This is a genomic window from Pseudanabaena sp. BC1403 (genome assembly GCF_002914585.1).
GTDB lineage: Bacteria > Cyanobacteriota > Cyanobacteriia > Pseudanabaenales > Pseudanabaenaceae > Pseudanabaena.
In genome coordinates, this window is the sequence record NZ_PDDM01000002.1 from 41,906 (window position 1) to 56,897 (window position 14,992).

General features: G+C 42.6%; 20 protein-coding genes. 5 read left to right on the top strand and 15 right to left on the bottom strand.

What is annotated here, in order from left to right:
• Positions 1-16: 16 nt before the first annotated feature.
• From CQ839_RS02685 to petC, 8 genes are all read right to left on the bottom strand, one after another.
• Entirely contained in the window at positions 17-412 is a 396-nt protein-coding gene (locus tag CQ839_RS02685) for an SCP-2 sterol transfer family protein (RefSeq protein ID WP_103666961.1), read from the bottom strand.
• 187 nt (positions 413-599) lie between these two features.
• Positions 600-1,127: a DUF3122 domain-containing protein gene (locus CQ839_RS02690; protein ID WP_103666746.1), complete on the bottom strand. Its 528-nt coding sequence runs from the start codon at positions 1,125-1,127 to the stop codon at positions 600-602.
• A gap of 69 nt (positions 1,128-1,196) precedes the next feature.
• Entirely contained in the window at positions 1,197-1,493 is a 297-nt protein-coding gene (locus tag CQ839_RS02695; protein WP_103666962.1) for a helix-turn-helix transcriptional regulator, read from the bottom strand.
• Between the two features lie 43 nt (positions 1,494-1,536).
• The gene (locus tag CQ839_RS02700) at positions 1,537-2,862 is read right to left on the bottom strand and encodes an NAD(P)/FAD-dependent oxidoreductase (protein ID WP_103666747.1); all 1,326 of its coding nucleotides are present in this window, start codon (positions 2,860-2,862) and stop codon (positions 1,537-1,539) included.
• A gap of 90 nt (positions 2,863-2,952) precedes the next feature.
• Positions 2,953-3,159, bottom strand: a complete 207-nt coding sequence (locus tag CQ839_RS02705) for a DUF2892 domain-containing protein (protein ID WP_181016068.1) — start codon at positions 3,157-3,159, stop codon at positions 2,953-2,955.
• 219 nt (positions 3,160-3,378) lie between these two features.
• Positions 3,379-3,786, bottom strand: coding sequence for a NifB/NifX family molybdenum-iron cluster-binding protein (locus CQ839_RS02710; protein ID WP_103666749.1), 408 nt, complete (start codon positions 3,784-3,786; stop codon positions 3,379-3,381).
• A gap of 246 nt (positions 3,787-4,032) precedes the next feature.
• Positions 4,033-5,106: a Photosystem Q(B) protein 1 gene (locus tag CQ839_RS02715; RefSeq protein ID WP_103666750.1), complete on the bottom strand. Its 1,074-nt coding sequence runs from the start codon at positions 5,104-5,106 to the stop codon at positions 4,033-4,035.
• 105 nt (positions 5,107-5,211) lie between these two features.
• The gene (petC, locus tag CQ839_RS02720) at positions 5,212-5,748 is read right to left on the bottom strand and encodes a cytochrome b6-f complex iron-sulfur subunit (RefSeq protein WP_103666751.1); all 537 of its coding nucleotides are present in this window, start codon (positions 5,746-5,748) and stop codon (positions 5,212-5,214) included.
• 454 nt (positions 5,749-6,202) lie between these two features.
• On the opposite strand from petC, the gene CQ839_RS02725 reads away from it, so the two are divergent.
• The 3 genes from CQ839_RS02725 to CQ839_RS02735 are packed head-to-tail and all read left to right on the top strand — an operon-like array spanning position 6,203 to position 8,167.
• Entirely contained in the window at positions 6,203-6,688 is a 486-nt protein-coding gene (locus CQ839_RS02725; RefSeq protein WP_103666752.1) for a DUF4079 domain-containing protein, read from the top strand.
• A gap of 43 nt (positions 6,689-6,731) precedes the next feature.
• Entirely contained in the window at positions 6,732-7,625 is an 894-nt protein-coding gene (locus CQ839_RS02730; RefSeq protein WP_103666753.1) for an alpha/beta fold hydrolase, read from the top strand.
• Between the two features lie 41 nt (positions 7,626-7,666).
• Entirely contained in the window at positions 7,667-8,167 is a 501-nt protein-coding gene (locus CQ839_RS02735) for a rhodanese-like domain-containing protein (protein WP_103666754.1), read from the top strand.
• A gap of 109 nt (positions 8,168-8,276) precedes the next feature.
• Here CQ839_RS02735 and CQ839_RS02740 read toward each other — a convergent pair whose 3' ends face one another.
• Both CQ839_RS02740 and CQ839_RS02745 read right to left on the bottom strand, forming a co-directional pair.
• Positions 8,277-8,975, bottom strand: a complete 699-nt coding sequence (locus CQ839_RS02740; RefSeq protein WP_103666755.1) for a 2,3-bisphosphoglycerate-dependent phosphoglycerate mutase — start codon at positions 8,973-8,975, stop codon at positions 8,277-8,279.
• Positions 8,976-9,050: 75 nt separating this feature from the next.
• A complete protein-coding gene (locus CQ839_RS02745; RefSeq protein ID WP_103666756.1) occupies positions 9,051-9,449 on the bottom strand; it encodes a DUF4253 domain-containing protein in 399 nt (132 codons plus the stop codon).
• Positions 9,450-9,570: 121 nt separating this feature from the next.
• Here CQ839_RS02745 and CQ839_RS24980 point away from each other — a divergent pair, with 121 nt between their 5' ends.
• Positions 9,571-9,720 (top strand): hypothetical protein, encoded by a 150-nt coding sequence (locus CQ839_RS24980; RefSeq protein ID WP_181016069.1) that lies wholly within the window; start codon positions 9,571-9,573, stop codon positions 9,718-9,720.
• A 204-nt stretch (positions 9,721-9,924) separates the two neighbouring features.
• Here CQ839_RS24980 and CQ839_RS02750 read toward each other — a convergent pair whose 3' ends face one another.
• From CQ839_RS02750 to CQ839_RS02765, 4 genes are all read right to left on the bottom strand, one after another.
• Positions 9,925-10,437, bottom strand: coding sequence for an isoprenylcysteine carboxylmethyltransferase family protein (locus CQ839_RS02750; protein WP_103666757.1), 513 nt, complete (start codon positions 10,435-10,437; stop codon positions 9,925-9,927).
• Between the two features lie 40 nt (positions 10,438-10,477).
• The gene (locus CQ839_RS02755; RefSeq protein ID WP_103666758.1) at positions 10,478-11,572 is read right to left on the bottom strand and encodes a nitronate monooxygenase family protein; all 1,095 of its coding nucleotides are present in this window, start codon (positions 11,570-11,572) and stop codon (positions 10,478-10,480) included.
• Between the two features lie 357 nt (positions 11,573-11,929).
• Positions 11,930-12,493 (bottom strand): NUDIX domain-containing protein, encoded by a 564-nt coding sequence (locus CQ839_RS02760; RefSeq protein WP_258040606.1) that lies wholly within the window; start codon positions 12,491-12,493, stop codon positions 11,930-11,932.
• Between the two features lie 34 nt (positions 12,494-12,527).
• On the bottom strand, positions 12,528-12,923 hold the full coding sequence (locus tag CQ839_RS02765; protein ID WP_103666759.1) for a helix-turn-helix transcriptional regulator: 396 nt from the start codon (positions 12,921-12,923) through the stop codon (positions 12,528-12,530).
• A gap of 356 nt (positions 12,924-13,279) precedes the next feature.
• Here CQ839_RS02765 and CQ839_RS02770 point away from each other — a divergent pair, with 356 nt between their 5' ends.
• A complete protein-coding gene (locus CQ839_RS02770; RefSeq protein WP_146048682.1) occupies positions 13,280-13,882 on the top strand; it encodes a hypothetical protein in 603 nt (200 codons plus the stop codon).
• A gap of 190 nt (positions 13,883-14,072) precedes the next feature.
• On the opposite strand, the gene CQ839_RS02775 is transcribed toward CQ839_RS02770, so the two are convergent.
• Positions 14,073-14,948 carry a hypothetical protein gene (locus tag CQ839_RS02775; RefSeq protein ID WP_103666761.1) on the bottom strand — a complete coding sequence of 292 codons (876 nt, stop codon included), beginning with the start codon at positions 14,946-14,948 and terminating at the stop codon, positions 14,073-14,075.
• Positions 14,949-14,992: the final 44 nt, after the last annotated feature.

Sequence of the window (14,992 nt, forward strand, 5' to 3'; positions counted from 1 at the left end):
ACTCGATTTGCCTTGCTTAAACCTTACTCATTACCGCAAATGATTTAATAAATGGAGATGCCATCCGAGGGTCTTTAATCATGGCAGTGTAATCACCAACACGGAATTGTAACTTGCGACTTATATACGCCATGCTCAATCCCATCATGTTCAAGCCTTTTGTTTTCCATTTCTCCCAATGGGTGCGATCGGCGCGTAAATCCCAATTCAGCTTCTGACCTTCATAGGCTCCCGCAGAGACAACTTTTCCTTCTTCAATCATGAGAACACCTATAGGATTTGGATCACGCTCAAACCCATAACCGATTACAGAGTTAAAATGAATCTTCGCAAGAGCATCAGCTAGATCGGGTTCTGCATTCCATTGTTCGCCAAAAGATTGCATCCATGCAGGGGAAAATAAATCTGTCATTGTTAACTCCAAAAATAATTTAATTTTGATTTTGATTAGCCCCTCATAACCTTTGGGAGCTACCGAGTATACACAAGTCTCATAACCCCCTTTAATTCCCCCTTGCAAAGGGGGAAGACTAGAAATCTTGTCCCCTCTCCTTAGCAAGGGGAGAGCTAGGGAGGGGTTAAGGAGGGGGATGAGGGCTTTAGTAATTAGCCACAGTTTGCCATTCTGCAACTAGCGAAGATGGAACCGATAGGCTAATTGCTTCACCTTTCAGAGTTGGCAAAGAAATCTTTAAAGGAATCTCTGCTTGCAACTCCGATAACAAAGGTTGCAGGTCGTACTGTCCGACATTCGGCTGCGATCCCTCCTTGAAAATATTGCTAGAAGTATCAGCAGCAGTAAGGGTTTTTCCCAACGAGTTAGTTAAAGTCAGAGGTTGGGAATGATCGATCGCTACCAAATTAGGAAAACCCACTAAGCGCAACTCAAAACTACTATTGCCATCAGGACGAACCCTTTTAAAAGCAACAGTTTGCCAAGTGTTGCCATGTTGATCCTTCAGAGATTGACGAACCTGATACACCATCTGATTTGGCGCTTCTTCCAGTTGTCTTATCGCCGCCGATGCACTAGGAGTGTCAAGAATTCCTAATCCGATCAGAGCAAAAATCGTAATTGCACCAATCAGCAATAACCAAGAGAAAAATTTGCGAATTTGACAGCTCATAACGTTATGTATCCTAATTAAAAGAGTTGGGGGTTAGGATATGTAGCGCAAAGCGAAACATATCCTAAATTAAGAATTATTTTGAGATTTACGGTTAGAACTGCACAGTGACAGTAGCTCTGTATCAATGACTCGATAAAATCGCCACACACTCTCTCGCCGACAGGCAACCACTCCCGCATCCTTCATCAATCGCAAATGCTTGGATACATTGCCTTGATGGAGTCCAGTGCGATCGCAGATATCCTGTACACTTCGCTCTTGGTTACAAATTGCCATCAGGATTTGCAGACGGGTTGGGTCTGACAAGGCTCGAAATCGATTTGCCAGAATTTCCAATTCAGTAGGATTGAGAGTGGTTTCCATGTCTGCTCCGATCATTCAAAATTAAGGTGTTACCCATTCCTGCCTAAGCTCTAACTCGAACTACGTCAGGTTCTGAACTAGGAATAATTGGTTCTACCAATGGCAACCCGATCACTCGAAACCCAAGCTTCTCAAACCAAGGAATCGTCCAACCAAAGCGCATTTTTGTGAGAAAATACTTCTCAAATCCAGCTTTCATCCAAGACACCCAGATCCCGTGATAGATTAGGGCGCGTTTGCGATCGCCTGCCGCATCAGGCAAAAGCGGATCGGCGAGAAACAATGCTCCAGTATTACCAAAATCCGCGAAGCAAACTGCTTGTAGGGTTGGTCTCAATTGATTGCCAGAAGTAACTCCTAGCTCTAAGGCAATATTCTGGGCAACTGCTAACGCCATTTCTTCAGACATCAATCCCACTTTAGGAGCGCCCGTAGGAATTGGAGTTTGTTCCACTGGCTTCAGTTGTGTGACCACACCCACAGAGTAAATCGATTCAAAGGATGGATGACGGTAAGTAGACAAAACTGGGATGAATCCCTTGGCATCAGTTAGCCCTTCTGCTTCACGGAGGAATTTAGGTCCACGGAAAGGAGGTAATACCATCGTAAATTTAGAAGAAATTACACGCCCATCGACTAAATGCACAGCATCACGTTCAAAATGAGAAATGGCAGTATTTTCCATCAGTTCAATTTCCCGCTCAGCCATAAATTTACGCATCAGCCATTGTGAGCTTGCCATTCCGCCAATACCTAGATGTCCTGCATAGGGTTCTGAAGTAATGAAGGTGATCGGCACTTGCGATCGCAGTCCTCTTCTCTTCAAATCATCATGGATCAAAAAAGCAAATTCATAGGCAGGACCAAAACAACTCGCTCCTGGTGATGCACCCACCACGATTGGTCCTGGATTAGCTAGGAATTTCTGCCATGCTTCATCAGCCAAGAGTGCATGGTGTGGATTGCAAATCGATTGAGTATAACCGCCTTCGGCCCCTAAGCCCTTCAAAGCGTCCATCGCCAGTTCAGGCCCAGTCGCAATCACCGCATAGTCATAGTCCAAAATGCGATCGCTCTGGCATTGCGAATCAATCTCTCTCATCCTGATTTGCCGCGACTTCGGATCGATCGCTGTAACCGCCGCATGGATAAACTCAATGTCATGCTTAGGGACTGTTTTGGCTAAATCCAATTGAATACTAGCCAGAGTTTTTAATCCCAATGCTACCCAAGGTAGGGAAGGAACAAAGGTAAATTTTGGTTGATTGGAAATAATTGTAATCTTGTGTTCGCGGGGCAAGACATGTCTCAATTCATAGGCGGCAGGTAATCCGCCTAATCCAGCACCAATCACAACAATACGAGCCATAATAGCGACTCCAAAAAAATAAATGTTTATTAAAAATTTTTATTAAATGCTCCTAGTGTGGGGATGGTACAAAGCACTATCCTCACACCTTCACTCTCTCACTCCTAGTTTTTGCAGTACCACAATCAACGGACACCATTTAGTAAAAGCAGATTGCAGCAAGTTTAGTCCAACAAATGCAGTCAGAAATAGCCAGTTGACATTAATCAGCGATAGGGACAAGCTGATTAAAACCATACTGCCTGCGACTAAGCGCAACCACTGCGATTGATTCCAAGATCGGTTACTACTAATCATCGGTTTCTGCATTGTGCTTTTAAAATTAATAAAATGATTATATCACTATAAAGTAATTTAGTTAATAAATTGAAATATTTTGAAACTTATTAGTTTTTTGAATTAAATGTAGTAATTAAGTAGGATGGATTAGCGATCGCGTAACCCATCATTTTGCTAATGAATGCGTTAGTGCAAGGTAACTAATCCATTAGCAAAAATGGCTGTAACTTGTTAATTTCATTTACATCCGCACTTACCTTTGTGGTCATCTTCTCCACCATGTGTATGTTCCACCTCATGATCGCGATCGCGTTCCTCTTGAGTCTTCACAATTAACGAACCCGCAAGGTAAGCAGTTACGGCAGTATCGGGATCGGTTTCGGAAGTGACAAATGGTTTGATATCTTTGGCTTCCAGTCGGCAAAATAATTCATTTCCCATACTGCCGCTAATCAGTACCTGCACAAGATCCAATGGATGGGTTTCTTTAGGAGAGCTTTCATGGAAGCTTTCGGCTTTAGTGAGTTGTAACAGTTGTTTATCTTGAATAAATGTGTCGTCCACATCATAGATCCAGAATTTCTGGCAATGTCCGAGATGCCCTGTTACATTGGTTTGGTTTTGGCTAGATACGGCAATTTTCATGAGTTAGTTTCTTTGCTTTTTCAGTAAGAAGGTGTTGCCGTTTTCAGTTTTCCGTAGGCAAACTGAAAACTATGATGGAGACAGAAGTGCTAATTGTTTAGAGCGTGGTTTGAGAAGTCTTTTACCCCCCTCTAATTCCCACTCCTTGCAAAGGGGGATGATTCAAGTTTCCCCTCTTTGCAAGGCGGGGGGATGGGGGGTAAAAGCAGAAATTTATGCTAGTTAGGAGACTTCTCAAACACGCTCTTAGGCAGAAATCTCAGGAGATGTGAGTGCTAATGGGATTGGAAAGTTATGTCCATTAGGCGATCGCATAACCTCAATCCCAAGATTTGCTCGATTTAGCAGATCGGCCTGAGTCCGAATTGGATGACCAGAATCATCTAAAATCGATTGCTGGAAATTAAATCCATTGAGATTAAAACTCATTGCGCCGATACCTAATGCGGCAAACCAAATACCGATCGTTGGTAATGCGGCTAAGAGAAAGTGTGTAGTCCGACTATTCCTCAGAGACAGGGTTGGGATCAACAATCTGCCTAGGTAACCACTGTGGCTAGCAAGCAGGTTATAGGTAGTTTCCTCTTGACCAAATTTATAGCCGAGGTTAGCCGATTCAATCTCTGTCGTCTCGCGAATTAGGCTAGAGGTAACGAGAGAGCCGTGGAGTGAACTCAAAAGCGCACCACCAAAAATTCCAGCTACTCCAATCATATGGAACGGATGCATCAAGACGTTATGCTTTGCTTGAAGCGAGAGCATGAAATAGAATGTACCCGAAATTCCCAAAGGCATTCCTTCAGAAAAGCTTCCCTGTCCGATTGGGTAGATAAACAGTACAGCTGTGGCTGCGGCTACAGGAGCAGAAAAGGCTACGGCAATCCACGGACGCATTCCTAGTCGGTAGCTCAATTCCCATTGCCGACCGAGATAAGCCCAGATGCCAATCAGAAAATGAAACACGATCATCTGATAAGGCCCGCCATTATATAGCCATTCATCGATCGAGTCTGCTTCCCACAAGGGATAAAAGTGGAGTCCGATCGCTGCTGAAGTTGGTACTACAGCAGCAGTAATCATGTTGTTATGCGCCATCAGCGATCCTGCAATGGGGGCGCGAATACCCTCCATATCAACGGATGGAGCATTGGCGATCGCTAGTACAAAAACAATCGCAGCCACGAGCAATGTGGGGATTGCGAGAATACCAAACCAGCCGATATATAAACGGTTGTTGGTACTTGTGATCCAGTCAGAAAAGACTTGCCAAGAGTTTGCTGGATCAAGCTTTGACTGTTTTGGGAAGATATAAGTTGTCATGATTATTACTCTTTTTCAATACAATTCAATACAAAAGTGAATAGAATGTAACTGAACTGAGAAGTTTAAACAGGTTGAGATTGCCGTTCTAGATAATTAGTCTTTCTATACCCACCAAGGCTTTTGACCAGTGCGAGGATCGTTTTCTGTCCAAGGTGCTAACAAAATTTTGTTGTCAACGACTGCAACTTTGACAATCTTGAGTGGTAGAGGCGCGGGTCCACGCACAACGGTTCCATCAGGAGCATAGCGAGAACCATGACAGGGACATTGAAACTGTTGATCCATCGGGTTCCAAGGGAAAGTGCAACCGAGATGAGTACAGTTATCGACAATGCCGATGTTGTCAAGAGTGCTATCGGCTGTAACAATCAGATAAGTGGGTTCTCCTGCTAATCCTGCAACTAGAGCGCGAGTTTCTGCTGGTTCAGCCAAGATTTGTGAGGCGGGAATTATTTTGCCAAATACATCCTTAGCAAGAATAGCTCCACCTTCGCCAACGGCTTCTGATGGCGGAACAAAGAAATTACCAAAGGGATAGAGAGCAGAACCTGCGGTTACTGCGATCGCCGATCCAGTAATGAAGTTTAGTAATTTCCGCCTTGATAGAGACGGGCTTTCGAGAGGAAGACTATTTTCCATGAAGAGACTCTGTAAGAAATGACATTAATGTCAAACAAATTGCAAAAAATTGCAGCAATAGAGGAAGACGTAATTCTTGAAGTATTGCAATGTTTTTTGTAACCTATCCTAATATAACTTATTAGTAATATGATTGAACAAGATTAATCTTAAGCCTAAGTTAAGTTTATTGTCTATACGACTCTAACCTTATACTAGATATAGATTTTAGCTTTTTCACAAGTCATGAGTAGTTAGTAGCTTCATCGTAAAGAACTATATGGTTTTAGGACAACTCATATAATTTATACGGGATGTTATACGTCAGAATGTCATGCTGATTTTTGTTCCTATTACTTTTCCATAGGTTAGACTTAGGTATAGAGTTTTACCGATTTTCTAGCTTTATTTAATGGATGGGAAGTAGAAAAGATATTCAACCACTTTATATGCGATCGCGCTAGAGATAATCGTTATGAATTCAGAAACTTTATCGGCTCTCAAACCCTATCTCAGTTTTTTTCATCCAATTATGATGTGGGTATTGCTGGGTATTACTATCTATGCGATGTATCTGGGTGTGCAAGTTCGTCGCACCAGACTAGCAGAAGGTGATATTAAGAAAGAAATGATCAAAGGTAAATTCGCGATTCGTCATCACCAAATTGGTTCTATCGTTCTAGCCATAATGGTATTGGGAGCGATCGGTGGAATTGTGGCGACATATATAAGTAGTGGCAAGATTTTCATTAACGCCCATTTGTTTGCTGGTTTAGGAATGGTGGGTGCGATCGCAATTTCGGCAGCACTAGTTCCATTTATGCAAAAACATAACTGGGTTCGCAAAGTTCATGTGGCGATCAATATGGTCGTGATGGGACTGTTTGGTTGGCAAGCTTTAACAGGTGTGCAAATCGTCCAGAAGATTTTGGCTTCGATGAATGCACCTGCTGCTGGGTAATTTATATCCAAAACAATTTTAAAACAATATAAATGAGAAACTGATGTTTATACCTCGTGGTTTTGGCGAACGTTGGATCGTGACCAAACTCGGCAGGATGGTCTATTACACGGCTCAAGGAGAACCATGGAATGAACATACTCCAACAGCAGCATTAGTCTTCCTGCACGGCTTTGGCGGTGGTTCCTCCGCCTACGAATGGTCAAAAGTATATCCAGCTTTTGCCGCAGATTATCAAGTCTTGGCTCCTGATTTGATTGGTTGGGGGCGATCAGAGCATCCCCCTCGCAGCTACCAAGCCGAAGATTACATCGGAATTATTATAGAATTCATGGAGCAGACCTGTTCCGTTCCTACAACGGTAATTGCCTCGTCATTGACAGCAGCGTTTACGATTCGGGCAGCGATCGAACGCCCAGAGTTATTCAAGTCATTGATTGTCACGACAGCTTCTGGTTTAGGTGAGTTTGGCAAAGACTATCGCCGTAGCGGTTTCGCCCAGTTTGCTCAGGTTGCTAATATCCCACTTCTCAATCAACTGCTTTACGGTACGGGCGTGGCAAACAGCTTTGGCATTCGCAGCTTTTTGGAGCAACGCCAGTTTGCTAATGCAGCGCGAGTTTACCCTGAAATTGTCGAGGCGTATCTGCAATCAGCTCAACGTGACAATGCGGAGTATGCAGCCCTCTCCTTCGTTCGGGGTGATTTATGCTTTGATTTATCTTCATACATCACAAAATTGACGGTTCCAACCGCCATGATTTGGGGCAAGGGTTCTGAGTTCACAAACCCTAATGTCGGTCGTCAGCTCGCTGCGATGAATCCTCAAGCCATTCGTCGCTTTTACTATCTGGATGATGTCGGATTTACACCCCAACTAGAACAACCTGCGGTCACGATCGGACTAATTCGCCAGATTTTGCCATTGCTTGAGTAGATTTTTAAGTAGATTTTTATAAAGAGATTTAGGAGTAGACCATGCAAAAATCATATCAGTTCGTTCTCAATCTCTTTCTAGTAGTTGGGATCAGTTTGTTTGCGATCGCATGGAGTCCTGCGATCGCATCAGCACCAATAGATAAACCTAATATGCTGTCAGGTATTCAAGGATATCCTCGACTGGAAATGGCTTTGGATAAATATCTCATGGCAATTCCATCGGGATACTACACGATCGCAAATATCGAAGAATTAAAAAGTCTCATGGCTGACCATCAAGCCCTATTAGTCGATGTGCGCGAGCCATCGGAATATCAATCGAGGCATATCCCCAGCGCTATCAATATTCCACTGCGGACGATATCGCGCAATTTAAACAAAATTCCTAGCGATCGCCCTGTAATTTTATACTGTTCCACTGGCTATCGATCTGCGATGGGCGTAATGACCTTGCATCTGCTGAATTATGACAATGCAAAAGGCTTTCCGCCAAGCTTAGTTGGTTGGGAAAAGGCTGGTGAAGCGATCGCTAAAAGTTAGATATTCGTCTGTAATGTTCTACAGGCTTAATTTGTGGCGTATTATGAGAAAGTTTATCTCCATCCCATTCACCATGCTGGATATTATCTAGGCGCGAAACCGACGATCGCTAGTCGTTCAATATCTTTTTGCTGATTACCGCTCCATCGATATCAAGTTCATAGGCGATCGGTATGCCTGTTGCTAGCTCTAACTCTGTCACTTGCGATGGATTGAGGCGATCGAGCATCATGATGATCGATCGCAGAGAGTTCCCGTGAGCAGTAATCAGGACATTATCGCCTTGTAGAAGATGTGGCAGAATACGGCTCTTGAAATAAGCATTTACCCGCTTTTGGGTATCTTCTAAACTTTCTCCCCCTGGTGGTCGGATATTGTAAGATCGCCGCCACGCATAAACCTGTTCGCTGCCATACTTCTCAGCAGTATCCGCTTTGTTTAAGCCCTGCAAATCGCCATAAAATCGCTCATTGAGAGCTTCATTCGTAAAAATAGGGAGTTCTTCCTCTGGGTTGCCATCATAGCTATTCCATCCATGCCAAACTTGGTCAGATTTTTCATGCTTAATAATCGGGATTTTGCCACCACAAATATCATCACGTTCCGTCAAACAGATCATTGCTGTTTCGATCGCCCGAATTAATCTACTGGTGAAACAAACATTTACTCGATAATCGCTGAGCCGACAAGATGCGATCGTTGCTTCTGCACGACCACGTTCGTTGAGAGGAACATCGACCCATCCTGTAAATTTATTGAGAGCATTCCAAAGGCTTTGTCCGTGACGAATCAATATGAGTTGAGCCATGATTATTCTCTTTTTAAAATTAGTTGCTAATCAGCCTGAATGGAAGCTCGAAGCGAAACTTACGTAACCTGTAATTTAATCCCACCATAAAAATAATTCTTTGGTCGAGATAAGCGATCGCTTCAAAATTTCTAAGCCAAAGTTTTCATCGTCAAAATTAATTCCTTCAATCATTTCCTGTAATTCTGCTGGAATCTCTTGCTGAGATTCTTGGAGCATATTGATCATGTCATCGGTACAGCCAAACCCTTGATCAATTGTATCAGGACAAAATTCGTAAATCTCTAGGGCAAGCTCGGTTAGATCGTCAGGCAAATTGCTAAAGGTCACTATTAATTGATCGGACTCTACCTCAGTCAGTTCTATACCATATTTGGCATCCCAAACTTGAAGCTTTTGGATAATATCCGCAGTATCAAGATCATAGTTACAGCCATTCGTTCCCTTTTCTAGAAGCTTTTGATACTTGTCCATAATTTTCTGCCGATTCAAACATGAAATGTGACGGATTTAGGAATCATATAACGATTTTTAACAGGTACGATAGCCAAGATATTTTTCGTTATACAGCAATGAAAGTTCTGATGGCAAAGCCATGCAATTTAAAGCTAAAACTTTAGAAGCAATCAATAATAGTATTGAGAATCCTAACTACCAACCCAATACTCAAAGCAGTCAAGTCCAAGACCAATCTCGTGGGTTAACGAAAGATGTAGAATCTCAAATTCGGGAAGATTGGCACTAAAGCAGCAAGAGTCCCACACGCTAACAGTTAAAAGTTGGTAAGTAGCTAGGCTCAATTAAATATAAAGACCCAAAAGCTGTATTTTTTAATTATGCCTACTCCTTGCCCACAGAAGAATAAGCGTTATAAAGTGAATAATTAGTGGTGCGCGGCGGAGCCGCGCACCATTAATTACTCATTGTCACATCAGTTAATTTCTAGACCTTAATAAATCCAAGGAATTAATTTTTTAACTTGCGATCGATATTGATCATAATCAGAGAATTTACTACTCAGCCATGATTCTTCTTTTCTAGCTTTGATGTCAAAAAATAGTAGTAGAATTATTGCGCCGATCGCATGAACGAAACTCAACAGCCAAAAGCTATAGGCGATCGCCAAGAAAATCACCCCACTATAAATGGGATGTCTGACCATTCCATAAACGCCACTAGTTATCAGTTCTCCATCATGTTTGGGATGAGGTAAAGGAGTAAGGTTACTTCCTAATTCGAGACTTCCTGAAAGCAATAACAAGACAGCAATTAGCCCGAAAATCCCTGTCAATCCCCAACCCGAATATTTCCATATTGGCGGTAAATTATCTAAAATGCTCATTGGATAGGTGGGCAAAAGCACAAACCCAACGGAGAGAATTATTTGCACGATTACCCAATACTCGCCCTTTTCACCACGCCACCATTGATCTGAAAATCCCCATTCTTTAAATTGGTTCATAACTTCCTATGATTTTCTGTGTAATTATATTGTAAGCATTCTAAGCAACTAACTCTGCCATCAGTTCCGCAACGGGGATAATCCGTTCAGCCCGCCCAGCGTTACTACCTGAAAAAATAAGCCCATTATCAATATCACCTCGCGCCGCTTTGTCTAACACCTGAATAATGCAGTAATATTTCTGTTCATCGCGGCATTTACAGTTATGTAAACAACTCGCCAAACATTGTTTGTTCAAATCAGGAGAACCTGCCATCGCCTTTTCGACAAAAGTATTTCTTAATGCGCGTCCTGGCATTCCTACAGGGCTAGAGATAATTACCACATCTTCAGGTTGAGCGTGAAGATGAAATTCCTTATACCGAATATCAGCATCACATTCATCGGTAGTAATAAAGCGCGTCCCAATCTGCACGCCATTAGCACCTAACGCCAACATGCGATCGATATCGCCCCGATCCCATACCCCACCTGCGGCAATCACAGGAATTGATCGACCAAGTTCCTGTTGTAGATATGTCACTAGTTCTGGAATTACCTGCTCTGCATCCAAAGCGCGATCGCCTAACTCCTCTAATTTAGCGCCCAAATGTCCACCTGCGGAATTAGGATTTTCCACGATAAAAGCATCGGGTACTCGTCCATAATTGCGTTCCCACTTACGGCACATAATTCTAGCTGCACGAGTGCTGGATACAATCGGCACTAGGGCTACTTCTGGATAATCGGCAGTAAATTCTGGCAATTGCATTGGTAATCCTGCACCAGAAATAATTAGATTTATGCCTTGTTCGACTGATGTGCGAACTAGCGTTTCATAATCTTGAGCAGCAACCATGACATTGACACCCAGAATACCATTAGGGCTTAGTTTACGGGCTTCTTTGATTTCATCAATTAGCGCCAGTCGATTTGCCTCAAAAAAACGTTCTCTTCGCTTACCAACATTAGTCTGGGCAATATCAAAGTAAGGTGAGTTCAATCCTAAAGCGACAGCCGATATCACACCAATACCGCCCGCATTAGCAACAGCCGCCGCCAAATGTGCTCCAGAGATACGAATACCCATACCTCCTTGGATGATGGGATATCGGGCAAGATGATGACCAATTTGCAGAGGGGGTAATGTTAGCATCTTCAGAAACAGACTAGGGTTTAGTATGTCTAGTATACCCTAAATAATAACTATATAGTTGTAAAGCGATTAAATACCAGCAGTTCTCATTATGAAACCGATTTTTAAAACTCTTAGGACTTACACATCTGCCCTGCAATAAATTGCGGGCTAAAAGCTTAAAACTGTTGAAACAGGTTGGTTTGAGGCTTTCTTTAGTCAGTTTTGACTGACTTGAGCTTTGAGCCAAGAACTTTAGTTCTTGGTTGATTTGCGTAAGTCCTAACTCTAATCAAAGATTAGAGTTTTAAGGATTAACTATTGATTGCTGGAGATCTCATAATGTTGCGAACTTCCCGCCCATTAATCCACTCAACATCAATATTGATTTAGTAATACCCACTCCAGCAAGACAGCACGGCATTGTAGACAAGTAATCTCCTTAAGTAAGTTCTGAACTCCATCTGAAGTTGTAGGATAAGTAGCTGTAACTAATTCAGGGCTTAGTTTTACCTTGGGTTCTATATGAGCAACAAATCCATAAAGTTTTTGATTGGAGAAAGAACTATTTACAGCCCAACCTTCAATGTTTAAAGGAATTAATTGCGCGATCGCAGATACTTCTATCCCTAACTCACGCTTTAATGTAGCGATCGCGGCAAGTTGAGGACTCTCTCCTGCTGTTACTCGCCCGCCAGCGAAGTCTAAAGTTACCTGTCCAATACCAACACGATAACTTGGCTTAGGCAGCAAGATGCGATCGCTTTGAATTGGCAAAACTATCACCGAATCTGCTTTCTCAATCCGCCAATACTCCAAAATTTCGCCGCGATCATCTTGCAGATGTTCGCCAATTAAGGTTACCCAACGCGAATGCATTTTTAGGAAGCAATCTTGAACTTGCCAAATTTGTTGAGCGTCATCAAGCTGCATTTTATCCATGACTCACTCCAATGGTTTGCCCATGCTAAAGTCTTCAAGCGTAACTTTTGGCTTTGACTTTAGCGTTCTTTTGACTAGACTTGATAGGTTCAGATCGCCGCAATCCTTCCAGTTGCTTGAGTTGTTGCGACTGTTCTTCCAATCGAATAGAAAGGCGATCGCCTACCAATTCACATAAATCAAAAATGAACGATTCCACGATCGCATAATAGACACTCACCCCTTGAGGAGTTCTTGAAACAATCCCTGCCTGTGCTAATATTTTCAGATGTTTAGAAACATTTGCTTGACCCAACCCCGTTTCTTCCATGATTTCTGTGACATTCTTCGAGCCAGACTTTAGGGAACACAACACTTGCAATCGGCTGAGTTCAGACAATACTTTAAAGTAATCGGCAACTTGAGTCAGGGCAGCAGAATTTAAGGTCATATTAAAATAGTGAAAGAAAGTAATTCTTAATTGTATACTCTAAGATACAGCATATTGCCATATAGTGATATGGCTAGGACGAAAAATTAGGTTTGTAAAAAGCCTACAAGGTAAGACTTTTAAGGTTAGCAAAAGTGTTAGATCGATTAGAGGAACAAAGGGTTTATCAAGAACATCTATATAAGATAAGTACCTAAATTAAGTACCTAAATTAAGTACCTAAACATAAATAAACAGAGCTAGAATCTGCACTGTCTGCTGCGCAAGCGGTACAGATTTTTTAGAAGAATATGGGACAGGTATAAAAATTCATATTCTGTTTTTGTCCTCTTTATCCACTTATGTGATGTACTACCATGCGCCACAAATACTTAGACTGGAGAATTAGTGCTTGGGGAATGAGCATTGGTTTGCTATTGGCATTAACCCCTAGCGCGTTTGCTGTAACACCTGCATCAGTTAGCCAAGATGCTGATGTGTCTTGGTCAAGTGTTGTTGAAAATCCTTTCGACGGTAAACTAGTTTACGATAAGCACTTCACTGATGATTTTGCCTTTGTTTCCAGTTGGTCAAGGCAAGGAATTAAAGCAACATATACTGAATATTGGTCAGATGTGGTCGGTTATCGCCATTCTTGGAAAAGCCGTCGCGTCTGGCGACATGATCGCTATATTGATGAACGCTATAGAAATCCCGAACCTATTTATGAAAAAAGATCGCGATCACGATCGCCAAAATCCCTATTATTTAGCGCTCAAGGCAAGATTTATACCTATACTGGTGGAGAGGTTGACGCTGAGCTATCTGCTGCTTTAGCAAGTTTACCCGCAGGTAATACGACTATTAGGGCTGTTTGGAGCGACGATCAGACTACGGACTTTCCCATCGGAGCAAGTACGGTGGAAGCGTGGAAAACTATCTTTAAAGTCGCGCCACCACCTTCTCGTTTTGGGAATTAGCCAACCAATCGCAAATATATAGCTGTTGCCAAGCGTACTAGGACAAATCAAAACCCAAGAATTGATTGGCGGTGCTTCGCACCGCCAATCAATTCTTGGGTTTTGATTTGTCCTAAGACAAGTGACTGCAACTATAGCAATGCAAGTTTAGCGATTGGTAATAAAAAAGCACCCAAAGGGTGCTTTTTTATTAGAGAGTTTGATCGCTGTTAGGGCGTGGGCGGACGCGACTCGGAGTCGTATCTGGCTCAGGGAGGGGCGTATATTGATTGCCCGTAAAGTCTTTGCTGACTCGCAAGCGTTGGCTAGTGATCGTAATGCCCGACTCGCGAACCAACACTACGGATATCCAGCGATCGCCTGAAGAAAAAGGAGCTTGACCAATTTTGAACAACCCTCCTGCACGCAAGGGACGCAGATCGATCATATTTTCATTCAAATAATTTTTAGCTTCTACAGGTTCTTCGATCGCAGCACCTAGTAATAAACTTGTGCCAAGTGGTTCCGTAACGATCGCATCAAGGACATACTGACGACCCACACCGATCAGTTCAGGGATTTTGAGCTTAACAGGAGGAGGTGCATCTCCAGTACTCAGCGAAGAATTTTCGGCTAACACTTGTTGAGAAACAACTTGTAATTGACCATTGGTGCTTTTGTAGGTCTGAGTGGAAATCAGTCTGGCATCCAATTTAAAGTTATCATTCTCAGCTCCCCGCATTCCTTGGATCATCGTTACTGTTTCCGCAGTAATTAAGTCACCCTTTTTTTCCCATTTTGAGATTTCAGTACGATAGGAAATATTTTTATATCGTTGCCAGAGTTGGCTCAATAACTGTTTGTAGCGATCGCGGTTTAGCCCATCGGAATGATTGAAAGTCGGAGCATAATATTTCATCACCGTTTCGATATCTTGCTTGCTGGCAGCTTTGTCCAAAGCAAATACGATATTTTCCAACTCGGCTGGAGCGGGCTTAGATGATTGGGCTGCAAGTGTGGGATTGGCGAGCGGTGCAAGCGTGGCAACAGCCGCAGAGACAAGTAGCAAACTAATTCTTTTGAACATGCGTAACTCTAATCAATAACCTGTAAGGATGGGATTGTGAGTGT

Coding starts and splice junctions, on each gene's coding strand:
- CQ839_RS02685 (WP_103666961.1), bottom strand. CDS start 412: ATGACAGATTTATTTTCCCCTGCATGGATGCAATCTTTTGGCGAACAA.
- CQ839_RS02690 (WP_103666746.1), bottom strand. CDS start 1,127: ATGAGCTGTCAAATTCGCAAATTTTTCTCTTGGTTATTGCTGATTGGT.
- CQ839_RS02695 (WP_103666962.1), bottom strand. CDS start 1,493: ATGGAAACCACTCTCAATCCTACTGAATTGGAAATTCTGGCAAATCGA.
- CQ839_RS02700 (WP_103666747.1), bottom strand. CDS start 2,862: ATGGCTCGTATTGTTGTGATTGGTGCTGGATTAGGCGGATTACCTGCC.
- CQ839_RS02705 (WP_181016068.1), bottom strand. CDS start 3,159: ATGATTAGTAGTAACCGATCTTGGAATCAATCGCAGTGGTTGCGCTTA.
- CQ839_RS02710 (WP_103666749.1), bottom strand. CDS start 3,786: ATGAAAATTGCCGTATCTAGCCAAAACCAAACCAATGTAACAGGGCAT.
- CQ839_RS02715 (WP_103666750.1), bottom strand. CDS start 5,106: ATGACAACTTATATCTTCCCAAAACAGTCAAAGCTTGATCCAGCAAAC.
- petC (WP_103666751.1), bottom strand. CDS start 5,748: ATGGAAAATAGTCTTCCTCTCGAAAGCCCGTCTCTATCAAGGCGGAAA.
- CQ839_RS02725 (WP_103666752.1), top strand. CDS start 6,203: ATGAATTCAGAAACTTTATCGGCTCTCAAACCCTATCTCAGTTTTTTT.
- CQ839_RS02730 (WP_103666753.1), top strand. CDS start 6,732: ATGTTTATACCTCGTGGTTTTGGCGAACGTTGGATCGTGACCAAACTC.
- CQ839_RS02735 (WP_103666754.1), top strand. CDS start 7,667: ATGCAAAAATCATATCAGTTCGTTCTCAATCTCTTTCTAGTAGTTGGG.
- CQ839_RS02740 (WP_103666755.1), bottom strand. CDS start 8,975: ATGGCTCAACTCATATTGATTCGTCACGGACAAAGCCTTTGGAATGCT.
- CQ839_RS02745 (WP_103666756.1), bottom strand. CDS start 9,449: ATGGACAAGTATCAAAAGCTTCTAGAAAAGGGAACGAATGGCTGTAAC.
- CQ839_RS24980 (WP_181016069.1), top strand. CDS start 9,571: ATGCAATTTAAAGCTAAAACTTTAGAAGCAATCAATAATAGTATTGAG.
- CQ839_RS02750 (WP_103666757.1), bottom strand. CDS start 10,437: ATGAACCAATTTAAAGAATGGGGATTTTCAGATCAATGGTGGCGTGGT.
- CQ839_RS02755 (WP_103666758.1), bottom strand. CDS start 11,572: ATGCTAACATTACCCCCTCTGCAAATTGGTCATCATCTTGCCCGATAT.
- CQ839_RS02760 (WP_258040606.1), bottom strand. CDS start 12,493: ATGGATAAAATGCAGCTTGATGACGCTCAACAAATTTGGCAAGTTCAA.
- CQ839_RS02765 (WP_103666759.1), bottom strand. CDS start 12,923: ATGACCTTAAATTCTGCTGCCCTGACTCAAGTTGCCGATTACTTTAAA.
- CQ839_RS02770 (WP_146048682.1), top strand. CDS start 13,280: ATGCGCCACAAATACTTAGACTGGAGAATTAGTGCTTGGGGAATGAGC.
- CQ839_RS02775 (WP_103666761.1), bottom strand. CDS start 14,948: ATGTTCAAAAGAATTAGTTTGCTACTTGTCTCTGCGGCTGTTGCCACG.